Consider the following 18,054-nt stretch of genomic DNA (forward strand, 5'->3'; position numbering starts at 1 on the left):
GTGATTGCGCGGAAGCCGCCGTAATAGATCAGGCGCTGGGCCGGTACTGCAGCGCCTCCGCCAGGTGCGACCTGGCAATGGATTGCGCGCACTCCAGGTCCGCCAGGGTGCGGGCCACCTTCAACAGCCGGTGTGCTGCCCGTAACGACAGCGTCAGCCGTTCGCAGGCCTGCTCCAGCCAGGCCTGGTCGACCGGCTCCAGCGGGCAATGCCGGCGCAGCCCCTTGAGATCGAGGAAGGCATTGGCGCAGCCCTGCCGGCGCTGTTGCAGCTCCCGTGCCTCGGCCACCCGCTGGCCAACACTGGCGCTGGTCTCCCCGCTGGGCTGGTGGGTCAGCACGGTACTTTCCCGGGCCACTGTCAGGTGCAGGTCGATGCGGTCGAGCAGGGGGCCGGACAACTTGTTGCGGTAGCGCTGGATCTGCTCGCTGCTGCACCGGCAACGGCCGGTCGGGTCACCCAGATAGCCGCAAGGACACGGGTTCATGGCTGCCACCAGTTGAAAGCGCGCCGGGAAGCGTACCCGGTCCTTGGCCCGAGCTACCACGATCTCGCCAGACTCCAGCGGCTCGCGCAGCACCTCCAGCACACGTCGTTCAAATTCGGGCAGCTCATCGAGGAACAGCACGCCATGGTGCGCCAGGGTGATCTCGCCGGGTTGCGGTCGGCTGCCACCACCCACCAGCGCCGGGCCGGAGGCCGAGTGGTGGGGATGGCGAAACGGCCGCTGTGGCCAGCAATCGAGCGGTGCTTGGCCACTGACCGAGCGGATCGCCGCCACCTCCAGCGCCTCGCGCTCGTCCAGCGGCGGCAGCAGCCCGGGCAGGCGGCTGGCGAGCAGGGTCTTGCCGGTGCCCGGCGGGCCGGAGAGCAGCAGGTTGTGGGCACCAGCTGCGGCGACCAACAGCGCCCGCTTGGCAGCGATCTGGCCTTGAACTTCGCTGAGGTCCGGGTAGGGGCGTTGCTCCAGTAACAGGCCTTTCGCCACGTAGGGTGACATTGCCGGTTGAGCATTCAGGTGGGCTGCCAGTTCTCGCAGACTCCCCACCGCGTACACCACCAGGCCGTTGGCCAGGCTGGCTTCCTCGGCATTCTCCCTGGGTACTACCAGCGCCCGACCCGCGTCTCGCGCCGCCAATGCCGCAGGCAGTACACCCTGCACCGGGCGCAGCGTACCCGACAGCGCCAGTTCCCCCAGGCATTCAATGCCGTCGAGGGCGGCAACCGGTACCTGGCCATTGGCGGCCAGGATACCCAGCGCGATGGCCAAGTCGTAGCGGCCACCGTCCTTGGGCAGGTCGGCTGGGGCGAGGCTCTGGGTGATGCGCCGTGCCGGATAGTCCAGGCCAGAGTTGACGATGGCGCTGCGGACTCGATCCTTGCTCTCCTTGACCGTGGTTTCTGGCAGACCGACCAGCGTGAGCGTGGGCAGGCCGTTGGCCAGGTGGGTTTCGACGCTGACAGCCGGAGCCTGCACCCCGACCTGGGCGCGGCTGTGGACGAGGGCGAGGGACATTGACACTCCGTGTTTGCAGGTGATGGCCGCGTCCTGCGGCCTGGCAAAGCTTAGTGGTGCTCTTGTGCAAGTGGACGAGAAGAGTGCGTCGAATTTTGTCCGGCCTGCCCCCCAAGTCTGTGGGCGCCCGTCGTGCGTGGCTGCCTGGCGCAGATCACCGGAATCCCCGAACCCCGCGCCCGCGCCAGCAACTCCTCGGTATCATCACCGCCCGGCAGCGCCAGCACCAGGTCGGGCCGACTGTCGCGCAACATAAAGAGGTTGCGCAGGCGCTCGGCCAACTTGCCGTGGAGTTGCCAATTGGGCGGGTAGCGCACTATGTCGGCGCCCTGTTCGCGGGCCCAGCCTTCGATTTCGCCGCCCAGATGCTGGCTGCCGCCGTGGATCAGCACCTGGATTGGTTGCTGGCGCTGGAGGGCGTCCAGCGCCTGGCGGCAGCGTTGGTTGTCGGCGTAGTTGCGCCCCGCGCAGATCAGTACGCGCATGCCCACCCCCTCAGAACCACTGGCCGAAGCGGCGGATGTACAGGGTCTTCATGCCCTGGGCCACCAGGCAGTAGCCGAGCAGGGTAGCGGCCAGCCATGGGAAGTATTCCCACGGCAGCGGCACCAGCCCGACCATCGCCCCCAGTGGCGAGAACGGGATGTAGATGCCCAGGCACATCACCAGGCCGGTGGCCAGGATCACCGGCAGCGCCGCGGTACTCTGGAAGAACGGCACCTTGCGCGTGCGCAGCATGTGCACCACCAAGGTCTGCGACAGCAACCCCTCGATGAACCAGCCGGACTGGAACAACGCCTGCATTTCCACGCTGTTGGCGGCGAACACGTACCACATCAGGGCAAAGGTGGTGATGTCGAAAATCGACGAGGTTGGGCCGATCCACAGCATGAAGCGACCGATGTTGCGCGCATCCCACTTGCGTGGCTCGGCCAGGAATTCCTTGTCCATGCGATCCCACGGCAGCGACAGTTGGGAAAAGTCGTACATCAGGTTCTGCAGCAGCAGGTGGATCGCCAGCATTGGCATGAACGGGATGAACGCGCTGGCCACCAGCACCGAGAACACGTTGCCGAAGTTCGAACTGGCGGTCATGCACAGGTACTTCATGATGTTGCCGAAGGTTTCGCGGCCCTTGAGCACGCCTTCCTCCAGCACCAGCAGGCTCTTTTCCAGGAGGATGATGTCGGCCGATTCCTTGGCGATGTCGGTGCCGCTGTCCACTGAGATGCCCACGTCGGCATCGCGCAACGCCGGGGCGTCGTTGATGCCGTCACCGAGGAAGCCCACGGTGTGGCCATTGGCTTGCAGTGCCTTGAGTACCCGCGACTTCTGCAGCGGAGTGAGCTTGGCGAACACCGTGCGCTCTTCGACCAGGGCCTTGAGCTGGGTGTCGTCCAGGCGTTCGATGTCCTGACCGAGCAGTGGTTGGCCGGGCTCCAGGCCCACTTCGCGGCAGACCTTGCAGGTGACCACAGGGTTGTCGCCGGTCAGCACCTTCACCTTCACGCCCATTTCACGCAGGGCGGCGATGGCCGGGCCGGCGGTTTCCTTGGGCGGGTCGAGGAAGGTCAGAAAACCACGGATCACCAGCTCGCGTTCGTCATCGGTGTGGTACTGAGGCTTGCCGTCGGCAGATGGGATGTCCCGGGTGCCGACCAGCAGCACGCGGAAACCCTCCTGGTTGTAGCTGCTGGCGGTGGCCAGCAGTTGCTGGCGTCGCCCGGCATCCAGAGTGACCCGCTGGCCGCCTTCTTCCACATGGGTGGCGATAGCCAGCATTTCCTCGACGGCGCCCTTGCTCACCAGCAGGTGATCGCCCAGGGCATCCTTGACGATCACCGACAGGCGACGGCGGATGAAGTCGAAGGGCAGTTCGTCGACCTTGGCGTAGGCATAGGGCGGTTGGAAGCCCTGGTTTTCGCCGGCAAAGCGCAGCACGGCCTGGTCCATCAGGTTTTTCACGCCGCTCTGGTGGTGGCTGTTGAGCCAGGCCAGCTCCAACAGCCGCGCGTCCTTGTGGCCGCTGGGGTCGACGTGGTGTTCGAGGATGATGCGGTCCTGGGTCAAGGTACCGGTCTTGTCGGTGCACAGGACATCCATCGACCCGAAGTTCTGGATGGCGTTCAGGCGCTTGACTACCACCTTGCGCCGGGCCATGGCCACGGCGCCTTTGGCCAGGTTGGCGCTGACGATCATCGGCAGCATCTCCGGGGTCAGGCCCACCGCAACGGCCAGGGCGAACAGGAAGGCATCGCTCCAGTCACCCTTGACCACGCCGTTGAGCATGAACACCACCGGCACCATCACCAGCATGAAGCGGATCAACAGGCGACTGACGCTGTTCACTCCACGGTCGAAGGCGGTCTGGCTGCGCGAGCCGACGATGGCCTTGGCCAGCGAACCGAAGTAGGTGCGCTTGCCGGTGGCCACCACCACCGCGCGGGCGCGGCCGCTCACCACGTTGGTGCCCATGAAGCCGATGTTGGGCAGGTCGAGCAGGCCGCTTTCATCGCTGGCGCTGCCTCCGGCGGACTTCTGCGCGACGTTGCCGAGGGTGTCGTACTTCTCCACCGGCAGCGCCTCGCCGGTCAGTACCGCCTGGCTGATGAACAGGTCGCGGGACTCGATCAGGCGGATATCGGCGGGGATCATGTCGCCGGCCGCCAATTGCACGATATCGCCGGCCACCAGCTCGTTCATCGGCACTTCGCGCAGGTGCGCCGGCTGGTCGTGGCGCTCGCGGCGCAGCACGGTGGCGGTGGTGCGGACCATGGCCTTGAGGGCGTCAGCGGCCTTGCCCGAACGGTACTCCTGCCAGAAGCGCAGCAGGCTGCTGAGGCTGACCATGGCCATGATGATGATGACCTTGGTCAGGTCCGCTTCTTCCATGTCGCCTGCGCGTACCGGCAGCCAGTAGTCGGTGACGAAGCTGATGCCGGCGAGGGTGAGCAGCACGTAGATGAAGGGGTTGTGCAAGGCCTTGAGCAATTGCACCAGGGCCGGTTGCGGCTTGTCATGGGCGACTTGGTTGGCGCCGTCGCGCTGCAGGCGCTTGGCGGCTTCGTGCTCGGTCAGGCCCAGTTCGCTGGCATCGAGGTTGGCCAGGGTCACGGCCAGGCCGTTGCGTGCCTCGCGGGCGGCGCGCATGGACAGGCGGGTGTCTTCGCCGGCTTTGCTGCGGGTGTTGCGGTCTTTTACGGTCATTTGGCTGTGCTCCTGCCGCAGGAGGCGGCACGACACACAGTTGACTCACGGTGGGGAAGGTGAGTGAACGTGTCCCGTGTCGCAATGATTCAAACAATGAAAAACGTGGTTTTTCCGACGTTTACGTGTTCGCTGGCGAATGCCGGAAATAAGATCGGCAGCGAACTTTCTACTGGCTGATTCCATGGTCGGTTAATTCCATTTGTTAAGTGGCGGGCAATAGAAATCCAATGAACTTTAATTACTTAAAGTTCGGAAGTTTCTGACGATTTAAATGGCGTCAGTTCAGCGAACGGACAGCATCGCGCGCGTCACTGCAGGCGGTAACGGGCGCGCTATCGACTGGGCGGTTTCAGGGGTGAGGACAAGCCCCAGCCGCGAACAGTACGGTACGGGGCCTTGTGCGCAAAGGCGCGCAGGCGAGGGGTAGCTATATCGAGGTTCATGAGCTTGCCTCCGACCGGGCGGGCACCCGGGGCGGCAAGCTACGGCGGAGCATCAGGCTCTGGCGCGGCTTGCCCGACCTAGGGGCGGGCCCGGAGTTCCGGTTCAAGTGCCTGGCGGCCAACGGCTGCCAGACAGCGACTAGATACTGTGTCCATTGAATTCTTCGTGAGTTGAAATAAAGGCCCGCTTTTCGGGGCGGGTGAACTTTATGCAAAGCATAGCGGGGAAGTCAACCGGGAAGACGTAACTTAAACAAGTTTCATCTGCTGAGAGGGGAATTAATCCAGTGTGCCGCGCGATTAGCATCGCGAGGTAATCCCGCTTCTACCTGGGCAAGGTAGAAGGGGCATTCGATCAGGGCTTGGCGCCCAGGATGATGTGCGAGGCCTTGATCAGCGCGGTGGCCTTCACACCCGGCTTCAGGCCAAGTTCCTGCACCGCTTCACGGGTGACGATGGCATACACCTCGGTGCCGCCGGACAGCTTCAGCACCACCTCGGCATTCACCGCGCCGTCGCCGACCCGCAGCACTTCGCCTTCGAGGCTGTTGCGCGCCGACAGCCTGTAGCCAGCGGCATCGGTCATCAGCACCACCCACGGTGCCTTGACCAGCGCCACGGCCTGCTTGCCGACGTTGATGTTGAGGTTGTGCAGGCTGGCCATGGTGACCACCGCCACCAGTTTCTCGCCGCCGCCGAGGGTCAGCTCGACCTCGGCATTCACCGCGCCAGGCTGGACGGCGCTGACGGTACCTTCGAATACATTGCGGGCACTGACTTTCATGGCAAACACTCCGTGTATCGATCGTTATTCCTTGGGGGACGGCGCCATCCTGGCTTCCAGCTCGGCGAATTGCTGCTCGAGGGCTTCGAGGCGCGCGCGGGTGCGGACCAGTACCACCATCTGGCTGTCGAACTCCTCGCGGCTGACCAGGTCGAGCTTGCTGAAGGCACCCTGCATCAGCACCTTGAACTGGCTTTCCAGTTCGGCGCGGGGCGCGGCGGTGTCGCCGCTGAACAGGCGCGAGGCCTGGTCGCTCAGGGCATCGAGGAAGGCTTTGGGCGCGAGCATGTCTGGTATCCGCTGATCACTGAAAGGGCAGCAGTGTAGCACGGGGCTTTTGCCCGCTTGCCCTGCACGCTTTTCGCGCAGGGCGGCCAAAAGTCGCGCACCGATTTTGTGCACTTTGTCGCTGCTGGCAACTGGCCAATCCCTACCGATTCGCGCAACTCCCTGTTTTCCCGATCGTTGTTCGAACTGGCAAGGTTTCTGCAAAGACCCGAGGGAGCCATGCACTGATGCAGTCCCTTGTGACCAGGCAGTGCGCAGGCGGAGCCGCAAGGTCCTTCGTCACAGGCGGATCGTGTGTCGGCGGGGAGAATGGAGCCGACGACGCGTTACAAAGCCAGGCGCTGCGCTTAGACTTGAGACGGGTTTGTTTTCCTGGGGCAAGTCCATCAAATCGGGAGAGAGTTTCATGAAGCTAGTCACTGCCATCATCAAGCCGTTCAAGCTGGACGACGTGCGCGAGTCGCTGTCGGAAATCGGCGTGCAGGGCATCACCGTGACCGAGGTCAAAGGTTTCGGCCGGCAGAAGGGTCACACCGAGCTGTATCGCGGTGCTGAATACGTGGTCGATTTCCTGCCCAAGGTGAAGATCGATGTCGCCATCGACGACAAGGACCTCGATCGGGTAATTGAAGCCATCACCAAGGCAGCTAACACCGGCAAGATCGGCGACGGCAAGATCTTCGTGGTCAATCTGGAGCAGGCGATCCGCATCCGTACCGGCGAAACCGATACCGACGCGATCTAAGCGCCAAGCAAAGCCTCACCAAACCCAACGCCCCAGGAGAAAACAACATGACTCTGCGTAAGATCGCAGGGCTAGGAGCCCTATTGTCCCTCGTAATGCCAGGGCTGGCCCTGGCAGAGGAAACTGCCGCCCCCGTGCTGAACTCCGGCGACACCGCCTGGATGCTCACCTCGACGGCACTGGTCCTGTTCATGACTATTCCGGGCCTGGCGCTGTTCTACGGCGGCATGGTGCGTTCGAAGAACGTGCTGTCGGTGATGATGCAGTGCTTCGCCATCACCGGCCTGATCAGCATCCTCTGGGTCATCTATGGCTACAGCCTGGCTTTCGATACCACCGGTATGGAAAAGGGCGTGCTCAACTTCAATTCCTTCATCGGCGGCTTCTCCAAGGCCTTCCTCAGCGGCGTCACGCCGTCGGGCCTGACCTCGGCCACCGCGTTGTTCCCTGAGGCCGTGTTCATCACCTTCCAGATGACTTTCGCCATCATCACACCGGCACTGATCGTCGGAGCATTCGCAGAACGCATGAAGTTCTCGGCGATGCTGATCTTCATGGGCGTCTGGTTCACCTTGGTCTATGCGCCGATCGCGCACATGGTCTGGAGCGGTGACGGTGCGCTGATGTGGGACTGGGGCGTGCTGGACTTCGCCGGCGGCACCGTGGTGCACATCAACGCCGGTATCGCCGGCCTGGTCTGCTGCCTGGTGCTGGGCAAGCGCAAGGGCTACCCGACCACGCCGATGGCCCCGCACAACCTGGGCTACACCCTGATGGGCGCGGCCATGCTGTGGATCGGCTGGTTCGGCTTCAACGCCGGTTCCGCCGCCGCGGCCAACGGCACTGCCGGGATGGCCATGCTGGTGACCCAGATCGCCACCGCCGCCGCCGCCCTGGGCTGGATGTTCGCCGAGTGGATCTTCCACGGCAAGCCAAGCGCACTGGGCATCGCCTCGGGCGTGGTCGCCGGCCTGGTCGCCATCACCCCGGCCGCGGGTACCGTCGGCCCGATGGGCGCCCTGGTGATCGGCCTGGTGTCTGGCGTGGTCTGCTACTTCTGCGCCACCAGCCTCAAGCGCAAGCTGGGCTATGACGACTCCCTCGACGCCTTCGGCGTGCACGGTATCGGCGGGATCATCGGCGCCCTGCTCACCGGTGTGTTCGCGGCGCCTGCCCTGGGCGGCTTCGGTGCGGTAACCGACATCGCCGCGCAGTTCTGGATCCAGGCCAAGGGTGTGATCTTCACCGTGGTCTACACCGCCATCGTCACCTACGTGATCCTCAAGGTCCTGGACCTGGTCATGGGGCTGCGGGTCAGCGAAGAAGAAGAGTCGGTCGGCCTCGACCTGGCTCAGCACAACGAGCGCGGCTACAACCTGTAACCGCCACGCTGGAAAACTTGCCCGGTTCGCCGGGCATTTTTTTGCCTGTAGTTTGCCGATTCGCGCCGGGCAAACGGTTTCTCTGTCCTGATCGCGACGTAGGTAGAAAACTTACAAGTCATTGGGCGTTTCTGGTGCTTTGCTTTTTCTGCGAGCGCGCTAGAATGCGCGCCGAAGGGGCCGGACGAGTAGTCCACACACTTCGCTACCCTTTGCTAGGCTTGCCAATAGCCTGTGGCCAGCAAGGGTTCAAAAAATTTTGTCGGGCCTTGCCAGGAGCAAGGCCTGCAGGGTGCCAGGCCCCCCATGAGGGGGTGGACACCCAGGGCAGTGGCCAATCCACGGCCAGTTGAATTTTCACTGGTGGCTGCCGGTCTACGGCTGCACCGGTCTATAACTAACCTGCTTTTCGCAAGTCATGAGGTAGAACATGAGCGACGACGATCTGGAAAATGATGACCTCGAAGTAGGCGACGAAGACGAGGCTGATGATGGCCTGGAAGCTGCGGCCGACGATGGCGCGGAAGATGCCGGCGATGACGACAGCAGCCCGGCACCCGCTGCCAAGGGCAAGTCCAAGGCGGCTGTCTCGGTAGACGAGATGCCGAGCATGGAAGCCAAGCAGAAAGAGCGCGACGCGCTGGCCAAGGCGATGGAAGAGTTCCTTTCGCGCGGCGGCAAGGTGCAGGAAGTGGAGGCCAACGTGGTCGCCGATCCGCCCAAGAAGCCGGACAACAAGTACGGCAGCCGCCCTATCTGAGTGGCTGAACGCAAAGAAGCCCGCCGTCGCTGCGGGCTTTTTTGTGGGCGCCGTCTGTAAGTCAGCGCCAGCGCGACAGCACGTCGGGCAACTGCGACAGCCGCTGAATCTCCGCATCCGGCGCCTGTTCGCCGCTCCAGGGCTTGTGCTGCGGGTTGAACCACACCGCCCGCAGCCCGGCGCGCTGGGCGCCGGCGATGTCATCGCCCGGATGGTCGCCGACGTGCACCGCCGCCCCTGCGTCCACCTCGCCGCGCTTCAGCGCTTCGAGGAACGGTGCCGGGTCCGGCTTGCCGATACCCAGGTCCTCGGCGCACAGGGCGAAGCGGAAGTAGTCCGCCAGGCCGAGCCTGCGCACGTCGGCATTGCCGTTGGTGACCACGCCGAGGGTGTAGTGATGGCGCAGGATCTCCAGCACCGGCTGCACCTCTGGGAACACCTCCACTTGGTGCCGCGCATGCAGGAACACCTCGAAACCTTCGTTGGCCAGTTCCTGGGCGTGTTTCTCGCTGTAGCCGACCTCTTCCAGGGCATGGAACAGCACCCGCCGGCGCAGGGCGCTTATGCGGTGCTTGAGGCCCGGCTCGGCCTGTACCAGGCGCTCGCGGATGGCGAACAGGTGCTCGACCGGCACGCTACCGAGAATCGGCGCGTTGGCTTCGAGCCAGTCGCGCAGGACGACTTCGGCGCTGGCGATGACCGGTGCGGTATCCCAGAGGGTGTCGTCCAGGTCGAAGGTGATCAGCTTGATGCTCATGAGTCCGTGTCCTTGCTGCGTTTGGCCCGAGGGTGGGCGCTGTCGTACACCGCGGCCAGGTGCTGGAAGTCCAGGTGGGTGTAGATCTGCGTGGTGCTGATGTCGGCGTGGCCGAGCATCTCCTGCACCGCACGCAGGTCCTGGGACGATTCCAGCAGGTGGCTGGCGAAGGAATGCCGAAGCATGTGCGGGTGCAGGTGCTGGCCGAGCTCGCGCTCGCCTGCGGCCTTGACTCGCAGCTGGATGGCCCGGGGGCCGAGGCGCTTGCCCTGGCGGCTGATGAACACCGCAGAGTCTCGCGGGCCGGCGATGCCGCGCAGCTTGAGCCACGCCTGCATCGCCTCGCCGGCCTTGCGCCCGACCGGCAACACGCGGCTCTTGCCGCCCTTGCCTTGCACCTGGACCAGCCCTGCGGCCAGGTCCAGGTGTTCGAGGTCGAGCCCGGTCAGCTCCGACAGGCGCAGGCCGGACGAGTAGAACAGTTCAAGGATCGCCTGGTCACGGCGGGCAATGAATTCGTCGTCGACGCCGCCATCGAGCAACTGCAGGGCGCGGTCGGTGTCCAGCACCTTGGGCAGTCGCCGCTCACCCTTGGGTGGCGCCAGGCCATTGGCCGGGTCGTGCTGGCAATGGCCTTCGCGGTTGAGGTAGCGGTACAGCCCGCGCACCGCCGAGAGCAGGCGCGCCAGGCTGCGCGAGGACTGGCCGTGATGGTGCTGGCGGGCAACGAGCTGACGCAGTTGCTGGACCTGCAGGGCCGCCCAGCCGGTGATGCCCTGGGCGTTACAGAATTCGATGACCTTCTCGAGGTCACGGCGGTAGGCCAGCAGGGTGTGCTCGGATACCTGGCGCTCATTGCGCAGGTGTGCGCAATAAGCCTCCAGCTGGCGTTCCATCAGCGCACCGAGCGCAGTGTCTGGGTGAAGCGCGGCACCACACGGCCGAGCACTTCGGCGATGTAGCTGAGGAACAGGGTGCCGACGCTGCTTTTGTAGTGCTGCGGGTCGCGGCTGCCGATTGCCAGCACGCCATGCAGGCCCTGGTACTCCAGGGTGGCCACGGCGCTGGAGCCGACTTCCTTGTGCTGATCGTTGCCGAACAGGAACGCCAGCTCGTGCTCGCGCAGGCTGCCGCTGATGGTCTTGCCGCCGCCGATCAGGCCGCCGATGGCCTGTTGCGCCTCGGCCCCGGAAACCCAGCGTCCCACGGGCGCCGCGTTCTCGCCGAACAGGATCAGGCTGACGAAGGGTACCTGGAACTCCTGGCGCAGGCTGTCCTCGACCGCCATCACCACCTCTTCCAGGGTGCTGGCGTCGAGCAGGTCGAGGATCAGCCGGCGGGTCTTGTCAAACAGCCGGTCGTTGTCGCGCGCCACGTCCATCAGCTGGGAAAGGCGATGGCGCATCTCGATGTTGCGGTCGCGCAGCAGCTTGAGCTGGCGCTCCACCAGCGACACGCTGTCGCCGCGCTGGTGAGGAATGCGCTGTTCGACCAGCAGCTCGTCATGCTCGGCGAAGAAGGTCGGGTGGGCGCGCAGATAGGCGACCACCGCTCCGGCATCGAGCTCACTGGCTGGCGAGGGTGCAACTTTGGGCTGGTCGGTCATGGCGGATACTCGCTTAGAGACGAACTTGTCCTTCGAACACACGAACGGCGGGGCCGGTCATCAGCACCGGTTTGCCGGGGCCGGCCCACTCGATGCTCAGGCGCCCGCCCGGCAGGTCGATGGTTACCGGTGAGTCCATCCAGCCTTGGCTGATCGCCGCCACGGCGGCGGCGCAGGCGCCTGTGCCGCATGCCTGGGTCTCGCCCGCGCCACGCTCCCATACGCGCAGGTTGGCGCGGTGGCGGTCGACTACCTGGATGAAGCCGGCATTGACCCGCTGCGGGAAGCGCGGGTGATGCTCGATCTTCGGGCCCAGCTCATGGACCGGCGCGCTGCGCACATCGTCCACGCGCAGCACCGAATGCGGGTTGCCCATGGACACCGCGGCGATCTGGTGCACCTGTCCGTCGATTTCGAGTGCATAGCTGGTCGCCTGCTCATCGGCGATGAACGGGACCTCGGCCGGCGTGAAGCGCGGTGGGCCCATGTCGACGCAGATCTGCCCGTCGTTGCGCACATCGAGGACGATGATGCCGCCCTTGGTCTCGACGCGAATGCGCTTCTTCGCGGTCAGGCGCTTGTCCAGGACGAAACGGGCGAAGCAGCGCGCGCCGTTGCCGCACTGTTCGACCTCGGAGCCGTCGGCGTTGAAGATACGGTAGCGGAAGTCGACATCCGGGTTGTTCGGCGCCTCGACGATCAGCAGCTGGTCGAAGCCGATGCCGGTGTTGCGGTCACCCCATTGCTTGGCGTGCTTGGGTTGGATGTGTGCGTGCTGGCTGACCAGGTCGAGGACCATGAAGTCGTTGCCCAGCCCGTGCATCTTGGTGAAACGCAGCAGCATGGGTTCACTCCGGCAGCAGGCTTTCGCCGGCGAACAGTTCGGTGACGGTCTCGCGGCGACGCACTTCGAAGGCCTGGTCGCCATCGACCAGCACTTCGGCGCAGCGGCCACGGGTGTTGTAGTTGGAGCTCATGACGAAACCATAGGCGCCCGCGGAGCGCACGGCCAGCAGGTCGCCCTCGGTCAGGTCCAGCACGCGGTCCTTGCCCAGGAAGTCGCCGGTCTCGCAGATAGGGCCGACCAGATCGTAGGCCCGGCCTTGACCTTCGCGGGGCTTGACCGCGCTGACGTCCATCCAGGCCTGGTAAAGGGCCGGGCGGATCAGGTCGTTCATGGCCGCGTCGATGATGGCGAAGTCTTTGTGCTCGGTGTGCTTGAGGTATTCCACGCGGGTCAGCAGCACGCCGCCATTGGCGACGATGTAGCGGCCCGGCTCGAACACCAGGGCCAGGTCGCGGCTGCCGACGCGCTCGCGGATGGCCTTGATGTAGTCGGCCAGCTCCGGGGGCTGCTCGTCGCGATAGCGCACGCCGACACCGCCACCCAGGTCGAGGTGACGCAGGTGGATGCCGCACTCGGCCAGGCGGTCGACCAACACCAGCAGGCGGTCGAGGGCATCGAGGAACGGCTCGACGGTGGTCAGCTGCGAGCCGATATGGCAGTCGACGCCGACCACGTCGAGGTTCGGCAACTGCGCGGCGCGCACGTAGATGGCCTCGGCGTCGGCTATGGCGATGCCGAACTTGTTTTCCTTGAGGCCCGTGGAGATGTACGGGTGGGTGCCGGCGTCGACGTCCGGGTTCACGCGTAGCGACACCGGCGCGACCTTGCCCATCTCGGCGGCCACCATTTGCAGGCGCTCGAGCTCGTCGGTGGACTCGACGTTGAAGCAGTACACCCCCACTTCCAGGGCGCGGCGCATGTCTTCACGGGTCTTGCCGACCCCGGAGAACACCACGCGATCGGCGCGGCCGCCGGCGGCCAGCACGCGTTCCAGTTCACCGCCGGAGACGATGTCGAAGCCCGCGCCCAGGCGCGCCAGCAGGTTCAGCACGCCCAGGTTGGAGTTGGCCTTGACCGCGAAGCAGACCAGGTGATCCACCCCGTGCAAGGCATCGGTGTAGCTGCGGTACTGCGCCTCGATATGGGCACGCGAGTACACGTAGGTGGGCGTTCCGAAGCGTTCGGCGATCGCCGACAGGGCCACCCCTTCCGCGAACAGCTCGCCGCCGCGGTAGTTGAATGCATCCATGGGATTTCCTTACTGCGCGGGCGACTCTTCAGGCTGCTCTTGCTGCTGCTCCAGCACTGGCTGAGGCTGGACAGGCTTGGCATGCTGGTGCGACTTGCGCGGGCCTTTGCCGTCCTTGCCGTCTTCCGGCAGGTACAGGGGGCCTTTCTGACCGCAGGCCGAAACCAGGCAAGCAACCGCGACCACTGCCGCGAGGGAGGAAATCAGGCGTTTCATGGGTGAAATCCTTGGAAATATGCAGTATTGCGGCCGAGTATACCGAGCGACCACCTGATTGCCTATGCAAGGGGTGCCCCCGCTCGGCGGGCGTAGGCGACCGAAGGACATGCGGCTTTTTCTTGCAGCTATTAGCTTGTAGCTTGAAGCTTTCGCCCTTATCGTGCCCGGCTTGCGTGTGTACAGCCATTTTTCGAGGTCCCTGCAATGAGTTTGAGCGAAGCGCGTTTCCACGACCTGGTCGACGCGACCCAACAGGCCCTGGAAGACCTGTTCGATGAAAGCGGCATGGACCTGGACATGGAAAATTCCGCCGGCGTCCTGACCATCAAGTTCGACAATGGCAGCCAGCTGATCTTCAGCCGCCAGGAGCCGCTGCGCCAACTGTGGCTGGCGGACAAGTCCGGTGGTTTCCACTTCGACTATGACCAAGAGAGCGGCAAGTGGGTGTGTGAGAAGAGCGAAGAGCTGCTCGGCGAGATGCTCGAGCGCATCGTCTGGGAGCGGGCCGGCGAGAAGCTGGACTTCGACGAGATTTGAAATGAGCGAACAGCCCAGGCCCCCCAAGCCGCTCTACAGCAATGTAAGTCCGGCGGTGCCGTCACCTTGTATCAGCATATGTCGGCTGGATGAGCGCAAGGTGTGCACCGGTTGCCACCGCCACGTCGAGCATATCCGCGAGTGGCGTGCGGCCGATGACGAGCGGCGCCGGCAGATCTGCCGCGAGGCGCTGGCCCTGAAAGCGGGGGGCCAGGCATAGCCACAACGGCGGTGTGGGCTTGAGTATTTGCCCCGCTGTGGTAGTGTCAGGGTCTGCGTCGGTGACGCCAAGCATTTCACAAACCCCGCCCTTGGGCGGGGTTTTGCTTTATCTGCCTTTAGTAAATTGCCTGTTCAAAGGAGTCTGACTGGATCATGAGCACCAAGCCTTCCCTCATCCTCACCCGACTGGACGTGCAGCGTCTCGAGCGCCTGCTCGACAGCCTCGATGAAAGCACCCCGGGTATGCTCGCCCTGCAGGACGAGCTGGACCGCGCCGAGAAAGTGGTGGGTCACGAGGAAGTCCCGGCCGGCGTGGTGACCATGAACTCTCGCGTGCACTGCCGCGAGATCGCCAGTGGCAAGGATTACCACCTGACCCTGGTGTATCCGAAGGACGCGGGTCCTGAAGGCAACGTCTCGATCCTTGCGCCGATCGGCTGCGCATTGCTGGGCCTGTCGGTGGGTGACCAGATCGACTGGCCGGCGCCGGGCGGCAAGACGCTCAAGCTCGAGCTGCTGGCAGTCGAGTACCAGCCGGAAGCGGCAGGGGACTTCGATCTCTGAGTTGATCAGGGCTCCAGCCGCGCCTGCAGCTGTTGCAGCCCATCGTTGAGTGCCTGTTCCAGTTCGCGTTTGTAGCGTAGGCAGAGGCTGGTGGACCCTTGCTCGTCCTCCAGCAGTTCGGACAGGTCGAGGTCGGTGATGTAGCAGCGGTAACTGCCGCTGCCGCGACGCTGGCGCAGGATCTGTCGCGCGACCACGGCATACAGCTGGTCGCCATGCTCCAGTTCGGAAAACTCCTGCTGGTCGCAGTAAAGGGTGACGTGCACCTCATCGCCCGTGCCGGCCTGGAGGATCGCCTGGACCTCGAAACAGGCCTGGTTCTGGCTGTCCGCGGGTGCCGGCCTGGGTTCCAGGCTGCGCGCCTTGCCTGGACCGGATGGCAGCAACTGGTAGTAGAGGATGTCCAGCGATGCTTGTTGCAGGCTGTCCAAGGGCAGCAGGGCATCGCGGCGCATCACCATCGCTTGCAGGAAGCGCTGCAATGGCAGCAGCAGGTGCGGCTCGTCCTGTTGCGGCAGCCGCTGCTGCCAGAGCGCGTTGTGCTCGTCGAGCACGTACAGGTCGGCCCAGCCTTCGAGCAGACGGTAGAACACCTGGATGCAGCCGGGTTGGCCCTGGGCCAGGACCAGTGGCAGGTCGTGGTCCTGCAGGGCGTGGGTGTCCAGGTGCAATGGGCTGTAGCTGCTGCGCTCCTCGCCGAGCGCCGCCAGCACGGCGTCGTGGTCGGCTAGGCTGGCCAAGGTGACCTGCCCGGGCTGCAAGTCGAGGATGTGGGTGTGCTGGGCCACCTGTAGCAAATAACGGTGATTCAGGCCTTGGTCGAGCAGCAGTTGCACGGTGTCGAAAATCTCCTCGACCCGCTGGCTGATGGCTTGGGCGCGGTTGTGGCAATAGCAGCGCACCCGCACCCGCGGGCGATGGCTGCGCTGGCCCAGGCTGTTAAGGAAGTCGCGCAGGCAGCGCACCAGCGCATGCTCGCCGTCGTAGCGCTGGACCAGCACCTCGTTCCAGCTGTTGAGGGTGATCTGGTCGAGGGTCAGTACCAGGTTCTCGCGCACCCCGGCGTAGCTGAGCGAGTCGGTGCGCTCGGTGGTCATCAGGATGTTCAGGTCGCGGTGATGGCGCAGCGGGTCGACGCCGACATTCACCAGCAGCAGGATCTCGTCGGCCACGCTCGGCTGCAGCAGGCGCACCTCGCTGACTGTCTCCAGAGGCAGGGGGATGCTCTGCTGCAGGCTGCCGATAAGGTTGAACAGCTCGAACTCGCTCAGGTCGCTGGCGCCCGGGTGCAAGGCCAGGCGCGTACTGCTGTCGATCACGCCATTGCGGTGGGCCCAGGTGAGCAGTTCGAGCAGTTCGCGGCAGCGCTTGATCGGGCTGAAGTGCTCCCACTCGTGTACGCCCAGATTGCCGTTGTACAGCCCCCAGTGGTGTGTGCCCGGTTCCTTGCGGTTGGGTGATTGCACCAAGGTGAGGGTGTCCTCGGCCAGGTCCGGAGCGATGCCCGGGTTGATCACCTCGATCTTGCCGGCACGGCGCTCGAAGGCGGCGTAGAGGCGGCGGCCAAGCACATTGAGGTCACGCTGGTCGGCCCGGCTGTTGGCGTTCTGCTGGCGGGCAAACTGGGTCAGGAAGCGATAGCTGTGGTTCAGCTCGGCCACCAGTTCGCGGCGCTCGACGGCCACCTGGCGTACTTTCCACTGGCTGCGGCTGTCGAGCAGCGCCAGTTGGCGTTCGTCCCAGCCCCATTCCTCGGTCAGGCGCCCCAACAATTGGCGCTGCCAGCCCCCGCTGCGGCTGCGACCCAGGTCGCCGAGTTTCTTGTTCACCTTCAGATACAGGCTGCGCCGTACCAGCTCCAGGCGTGCCGGCTCGCCACGCAGGAGCAGGTAACGCTCGATACGGCGGTAGACCATCACATAGGGGTCGAGCTCATCCAGGTCCAGCTGGTTGGCGAACACGGCCTGCTTGTAGTCCAGGCTCAGGCAGCGCACCTGCGGGTGTTCGCTGGCGTAGGCCTCGGTGAGCAGCAGCTTGAGCAGCGACTTGTAGGGTGAGTCGATGCCCTTGAACAGCTGCCACAGCCCGGCGCCGACGAACTCGCCCGACGGGATATGCGCCAGGTGGCCGAGGTCGAGGTCGTCCTGGGCACGGATGAAGCGCTTGGACAGCAGGGTCTGGGTGTAGTCGCGGTAGTTGTGCTCCTGGTAGACCGGCACCAGCCACCACAGTGGCGTGCGCCCGGCCAGCCAGATGGCGGTGCGGTAGAACTCGTCGAGCAGCAGGTAATGCTGGGTGGTGCCGCAGTCGTCGGAGCTGAGCTGGCTGTCACGCTCGCCCTGGACGAAGCCCCGGGGTTCGATCAGGAAGAAGTGTGCTTCGGCGCCCTGGCTGGCCGCCCAGGTTTCGAGCAACTGGCACTTGCGTCGCAGGTCGGCCACGGCCTGCTCGTCCAGGTCCGGTGCATGGCACACCCACAGGTCCATGTCGCTCTGCTCGGCCTGGGCCAGCGTGCCGAGGCTGCCCATCAGGAACAGGCCGTGGATCGGCTGCGGCGGCTTGCCGTGGCGTGGCTTGTAGGTGAACGAGCGGGTCAGGCGCTGGGCTTCGGCGAGCAGCTCGTCGTCGGGCTCGAAACCGGAGACCCCTGCGGGGGTGGTGCCGGAAACATAGCCTGGCAGCAGCGGATGATTGACGTGGAAGAACAGCGGCAGCAGCGTGAGGACCTGCTGCTGGCGTGTGGATAACCCTTCCATCGCCCGTGCCAGGCGGCCCTGGTTGATCTTCAGGAAGCGCGCGCGCAGCTTGGCCAGCTCCTTGCGGTCGATGCCTTGTTCCAGGTCGGGGCGGATTTCGTGGGGGTGGTTCATTGCGCGCTCAGGCAGGCCGGGGGAAGCACTGGCGAGTTTAGCCTGAGTGGCGCGG

The 18,054-nt window shown here is 64.7% G+C and carries 18 protein-coding genes; 6 read left to right on the forward strand and 12 right to left on the reverse strand.

Going from position 1 to position 18,054, the window contains the following annotated elements:
• Positions 1-28: 28 nt before the first annotated feature.
• The 5 genes from C3F42_RS18050 to C3F42_RS18070 all read right to left on the reverse strand — a co-directional run bounded on the left by C3F42_RS18050 (position 29) and on the right by C3F42_RS18070 (position 6,241).
• Complete coding sequence (locus C3F42_RS18050; protein WP_104444694.1) at positions 29-1,516, reverse strand: YifB family Mg chelatase-like AAA ATPase; 1,488 nt, start codon at positions 1,514-1,516, stop codon at positions 29-31.
• Between the two features lie 50 nt (positions 1,517-1,566).
• Positions 1,567-2,001, reverse strand: a complete 435-nt coding sequence (locus C3F42_RS18055) for a DUF2493 domain-containing protein (RefSeq protein WP_081941301.1) — start codon at positions 1,999-2,001, stop codon at positions 1,567-1,569.
• Between the two features lie 10 nt (positions 2,002-2,011).
• Complete coding sequence (mgtA, locus tag C3F42_RS18060) at positions 2,012-4,723, reverse strand: magnesium-translocating P-type ATPase (RefSeq protein WP_104444695.1); 2,712 nt, start codon at positions 4,721-4,723, stop codon at positions 2,012-2,014.
• A gap of 801 nt (positions 4,724-5,524) precedes the next feature.
• The gene (locus C3F42_RS18065; RefSeq protein WP_031316465.1) at positions 5,525-5,953 is read right to left on the reverse strand and encodes a molybdopterin-binding protein; all 429 of its coding nucleotides are present in this window, start codon (positions 5,951-5,953) and stop codon (positions 5,525-5,527) included.
• Positions 5,954-5,977: 24 nt separating this feature from the next.
• Positions 5,978-6,241 carry an accessory factor UbiK family protein gene (locus C3F42_RS18070; RefSeq protein ID WP_104444696.1) on the reverse strand — a complete coding sequence of 88 codons (264 nt, stop codon included), beginning with the start codon at positions 6,239-6,241 and terminating at the stop codon, positions 5,978-5,980.
• Positions 6,242-6,647: 406 nt separating this feature from the next.
• Between C3F42_RS18070 and glnK the strand changes: the two genes are divergently transcribed.
• The 3 genes from glnK to sutA all read left to right on the forward strand — a co-directional run bounded on the left by glnK (position 6,648) and on the right by sutA (position 9,128).
• The gene (gene glnK / locus C3F42_RS18075) at positions 6,648-6,986 is read left to right on the forward strand and encodes a P-II family nitrogen regulator (RefSeq protein WP_002555808.1); all 339 of its coding nucleotides are present in this window, start codon (positions 6,648-6,650) and stop codon (positions 6,984-6,986) included.
• A gap of 47 nt (positions 6,987-7,033) precedes the next feature.
• Positions 7,034-8,368, forward strand: a complete 1,335-nt coding sequence (locus tag C3F42_RS18080; protein WP_038707050.1) for an ammonium transporter — start codon at positions 7,034-7,036, stop codon at positions 8,366-8,368.
• Positions 8,369-8,798: 430 nt separating this feature from the next.
• The gene (sutA, locus tag C3F42_RS18085; RefSeq protein ID WP_023632536.1) at positions 8,799-9,128 is read left to right on the forward strand and encodes a transcriptional regulator SutA; all 330 of its coding nucleotides are present in this window, start codon (positions 8,799-8,801) and stop codon (positions 9,126-9,128) included.
• Positions 9,129-9,189: 61 nt separating this feature from the next.
• Here the strand turns inward: sutA and C3F42_RS18090 are convergent, their stop codons facing one another.
• From C3F42_RS18090 to C3F42_RS18115, 6 genes are read right to left on the reverse strand one after another with little or no spacing between them, the layout of a single operon-like run.
• Positions 9,190-9,885 carry an HAD family hydrolase gene (locus C3F42_RS18090; protein WP_038707049.1) on the reverse strand — a complete coding sequence of 232 codons (696 nt, stop codon included), beginning with the start codon at positions 9,883-9,885 and terminating at the stop codon, positions 9,190-9,192.
• A complete protein-coding gene (xerC, locus tag C3F42_RS18095) occupies positions 9,882-10,781 on the reverse strand; it encodes a tyrosine recombinase XerC (protein WP_094010912.1) in 900 nt (299 codons plus the stop codon). Before xerC ends, C3F42_RS18090 begins: the two co-directional genes overlap by 4 nt.
• Positions 10,781-11,491, reverse strand: coding sequence for a DUF484 family protein (locus tag C3F42_RS18100; RefSeq protein WP_023632259.1), 711 nt, complete (start codon positions 11,489-11,491; stop codon positions 10,781-10,783). Before C3F42_RS18100 ends, xerC begins: the two co-directional genes overlap by 1 nt.
• 13 nt (positions 11,492-11,504) lie before the next feature.
• Positions 11,505-12,335 carry a diaminopimelate epimerase gene (gene dapF, locus C3F42_RS18105; RefSeq protein WP_094010913.1) on the reverse strand — a complete coding sequence of 277 codons (831 nt, stop codon included), beginning with the start codon at positions 12,333-12,335 and terminating at the stop codon, positions 11,505-11,507.
• Between the two features lie 4 nt (positions 12,336-12,339).
• The gene (gene lysA, locus C3F42_RS18110) at positions 12,340-13,587 is read right to left on the reverse strand and encodes a diaminopimelate decarboxylase (protein ID WP_094010914.1); all 1,248 of its coding nucleotides are present in this window, start codon (positions 13,585-13,587) and stop codon (positions 12,340-12,342) included.
• 9 nt (positions 13,588-13,596) lie between these two features.
• Positions 13,597-13,803 (reverse strand): lipoprotein, encoded by a 207-nt coding sequence (locus C3F42_RS18115; protein ID WP_052752569.1) that lies wholly within the window; start codon positions 13,801-13,803, stop codon positions 13,597-13,599.
• Positions 13,804-14,010: 207 nt separating this feature from the next.
• On the opposite strand from C3F42_RS18115, the gene cyaY reads away from it, so the two are divergent.
• The 3 genes from cyaY to rnk all read left to right on the forward strand — a co-directional run bounded on the left by cyaY (position 14,011) and on the right by rnk (position 15,129).
• On the forward strand, positions 14,011-14,343 hold the full coding sequence (gene cyaY / locus C3F42_RS18120; protein ID WP_023630903.1) for an iron donor protein CyaY: 333 nt from the start codon (positions 14,011-14,013) through the stop codon (positions 14,341-14,343).
• A gap of 1 nt (position 14,344) precedes the next feature.
• Entirely contained in the window at positions 14,345-14,563 is a 219-nt protein-coding gene (locus C3F42_RS18125; RefSeq protein WP_081941300.1) for a DUF1289 domain-containing protein, read from the forward strand.
• Positions 14,564-14,718: 155 nt separating this feature from the next.
• On the forward strand, positions 14,719-15,129 hold the full coding sequence (gene rnk / locus C3F42_RS18130; protein ID WP_023630905.1) for a nucleoside diphosphate kinase regulator: 411 nt from the start codon (positions 14,719-14,721) through the stop codon (positions 15,127-15,129).
• A gap of 5 nt (positions 15,130-15,134) precedes the next feature.
• Here the strand turns inward: rnk and C3F42_RS18135 are convergent, their stop codons facing one another.
• Positions 15,135-17,999, reverse strand: a complete 2,865-nt coding sequence (locus tag C3F42_RS18135; protein ID WP_094010915.1) for a class I adenylate cyclase — start codon at positions 17,997-17,999, stop codon at positions 15,135-15,137.
• Between the last annotated feature and the right edge of the window lie 55 nt (positions 18,000-18,054).

The organism is Pseudomonas sp. PONIH3, from assembly GCF_002934345.1.
GTDB classification, from domain to species: domain Bacteria; phylum Pseudomonadota; class Gammaproteobacteria; order Pseudomonadales; family Pseudomonadaceae; genus Aquipseudomonas; species Aquipseudomonas soli.

Excerpts from the sequence above, each read along its gene's own strand:
- rnk (WP_023630905.1), top strand. The coding sequence starts at position 14,719 with ATGAGCACCAAGCCTTCCCTCATCCTCACCCGACTGGACGTGCAGCGT.
- C3F42_RS18050 (WP_104444694.1), bottom strand. The coding sequence starts at position 1,516 with ATGTCCCTCGCCCTCGTCCACAGCCGCGCCCAGGTCGGGGTGCAGGCT.
- cyaY (WP_023630903.1), top strand. The coding sequence starts at position 14,011 with ATGAGTTTGAGCGAAGCGCGTTTCCACGACCTGGTCGACGCGACCCAA.
- C3F42_RS18070 (WP_104444696.1), bottom strand. The coding sequence starts at position 6,241 with ATGCTCGCGCCCAAAGCCTTCCTCGATGCCCTGAGCGACCAGGCCTCG.
- C3F42_RS18090 (WP_038707049.1), bottom strand. The coding sequence starts at position 9,885 with ATGAGCATCAAGCTGATCACCTTCGACCTGGACGACACCCTCTGGGAT.
- C3F42_RS18080 (WP_038707050.1), top strand. The coding sequence starts at position 7,034 with ATGACTCTGCGTAAGATCGCAGGGCTAGGAGCCCTATTGTCCCTCGTA.
- glnK (WP_002555808.1), top strand. The coding sequence starts at position 6,648 with ATGAAGCTAGTCACTGCCATCATCAAGCCGTTCAAGCTGGACGACGTG.
- lysA (WP_094010914.1), bottom strand. The coding sequence starts at position 13,587 with ATGGATGCATTCAACTACCGCGGCGGCGAGCTGTTCGCGGAAGGGGTG.
- C3F42_RS18065 (WP_031316465.1), bottom strand. The coding sequence starts at position 5,953 with ATGAAAGTCAGTGCCCGCAATGTATTCGAAGGTACCGTCAGCGCCGTC.
- C3F42_RS18100 (WP_023632259.1), bottom strand. The coding sequence starts at position 11,491 with ATGACCGACCAGCCCAAAGTTGCACCCTCGCCAGCCAGTGAGCTCGAT.
- dapF (WP_094010913.1), bottom strand. The coding sequence starts at position 12,335 with ATGCTGCTGCGTTTCACCAAGATGCACGGGCTGGGCAACGACTTCATG.
- mgtA (WP_104444695.1), bottom strand. The coding sequence starts at position 4,723 with ATGACCGTAAAAGACCGCAACACCCGCAGCAAAGCCGGCGAAGACACC.
- xerC (WP_094010912.1), bottom strand. The coding sequence starts at position 10,781 with ATGGAACGCCAGCTGGAGGCTTATTGCGCACACCTGCGCAATGAGCGC.
- C3F42_RS18055 (WP_081941301.1), bottom strand. The coding sequence starts at position 2,001 with ATGCGCGTACTGATCTGCGCGGGGCGCAACTACGCCGACAACCAACGC.
- sutA (WP_023632536.1), top strand. The coding sequence starts at position 8,799 with ATGAGCGACGACGATCTGGAAAATGATGACCTCGAAGTAGGCGACGAA.
- C3F42_RS18135 (WP_094010915.1), bottom strand. The coding sequence starts at position 17,999 with ATGAACCACCCCCACGAAATCCGCCCCGACCTGGAACAAGGCATCGAC.
- C3F42_RS18115 (WP_052752569.1), bottom strand. The coding sequence starts at position 13,803 with ATGAAACGCCTGATTTCCTCCCTCGCGGCAGTGGTCGCGGTTGCTTGC.
- C3F42_RS18125 (WP_081941300.1), top strand. The coding sequence starts at position 14,345 with ATGAGCGAACAGCCCAGGCCCCCCAAGCCGCTCTACAGCAATGTAAGT.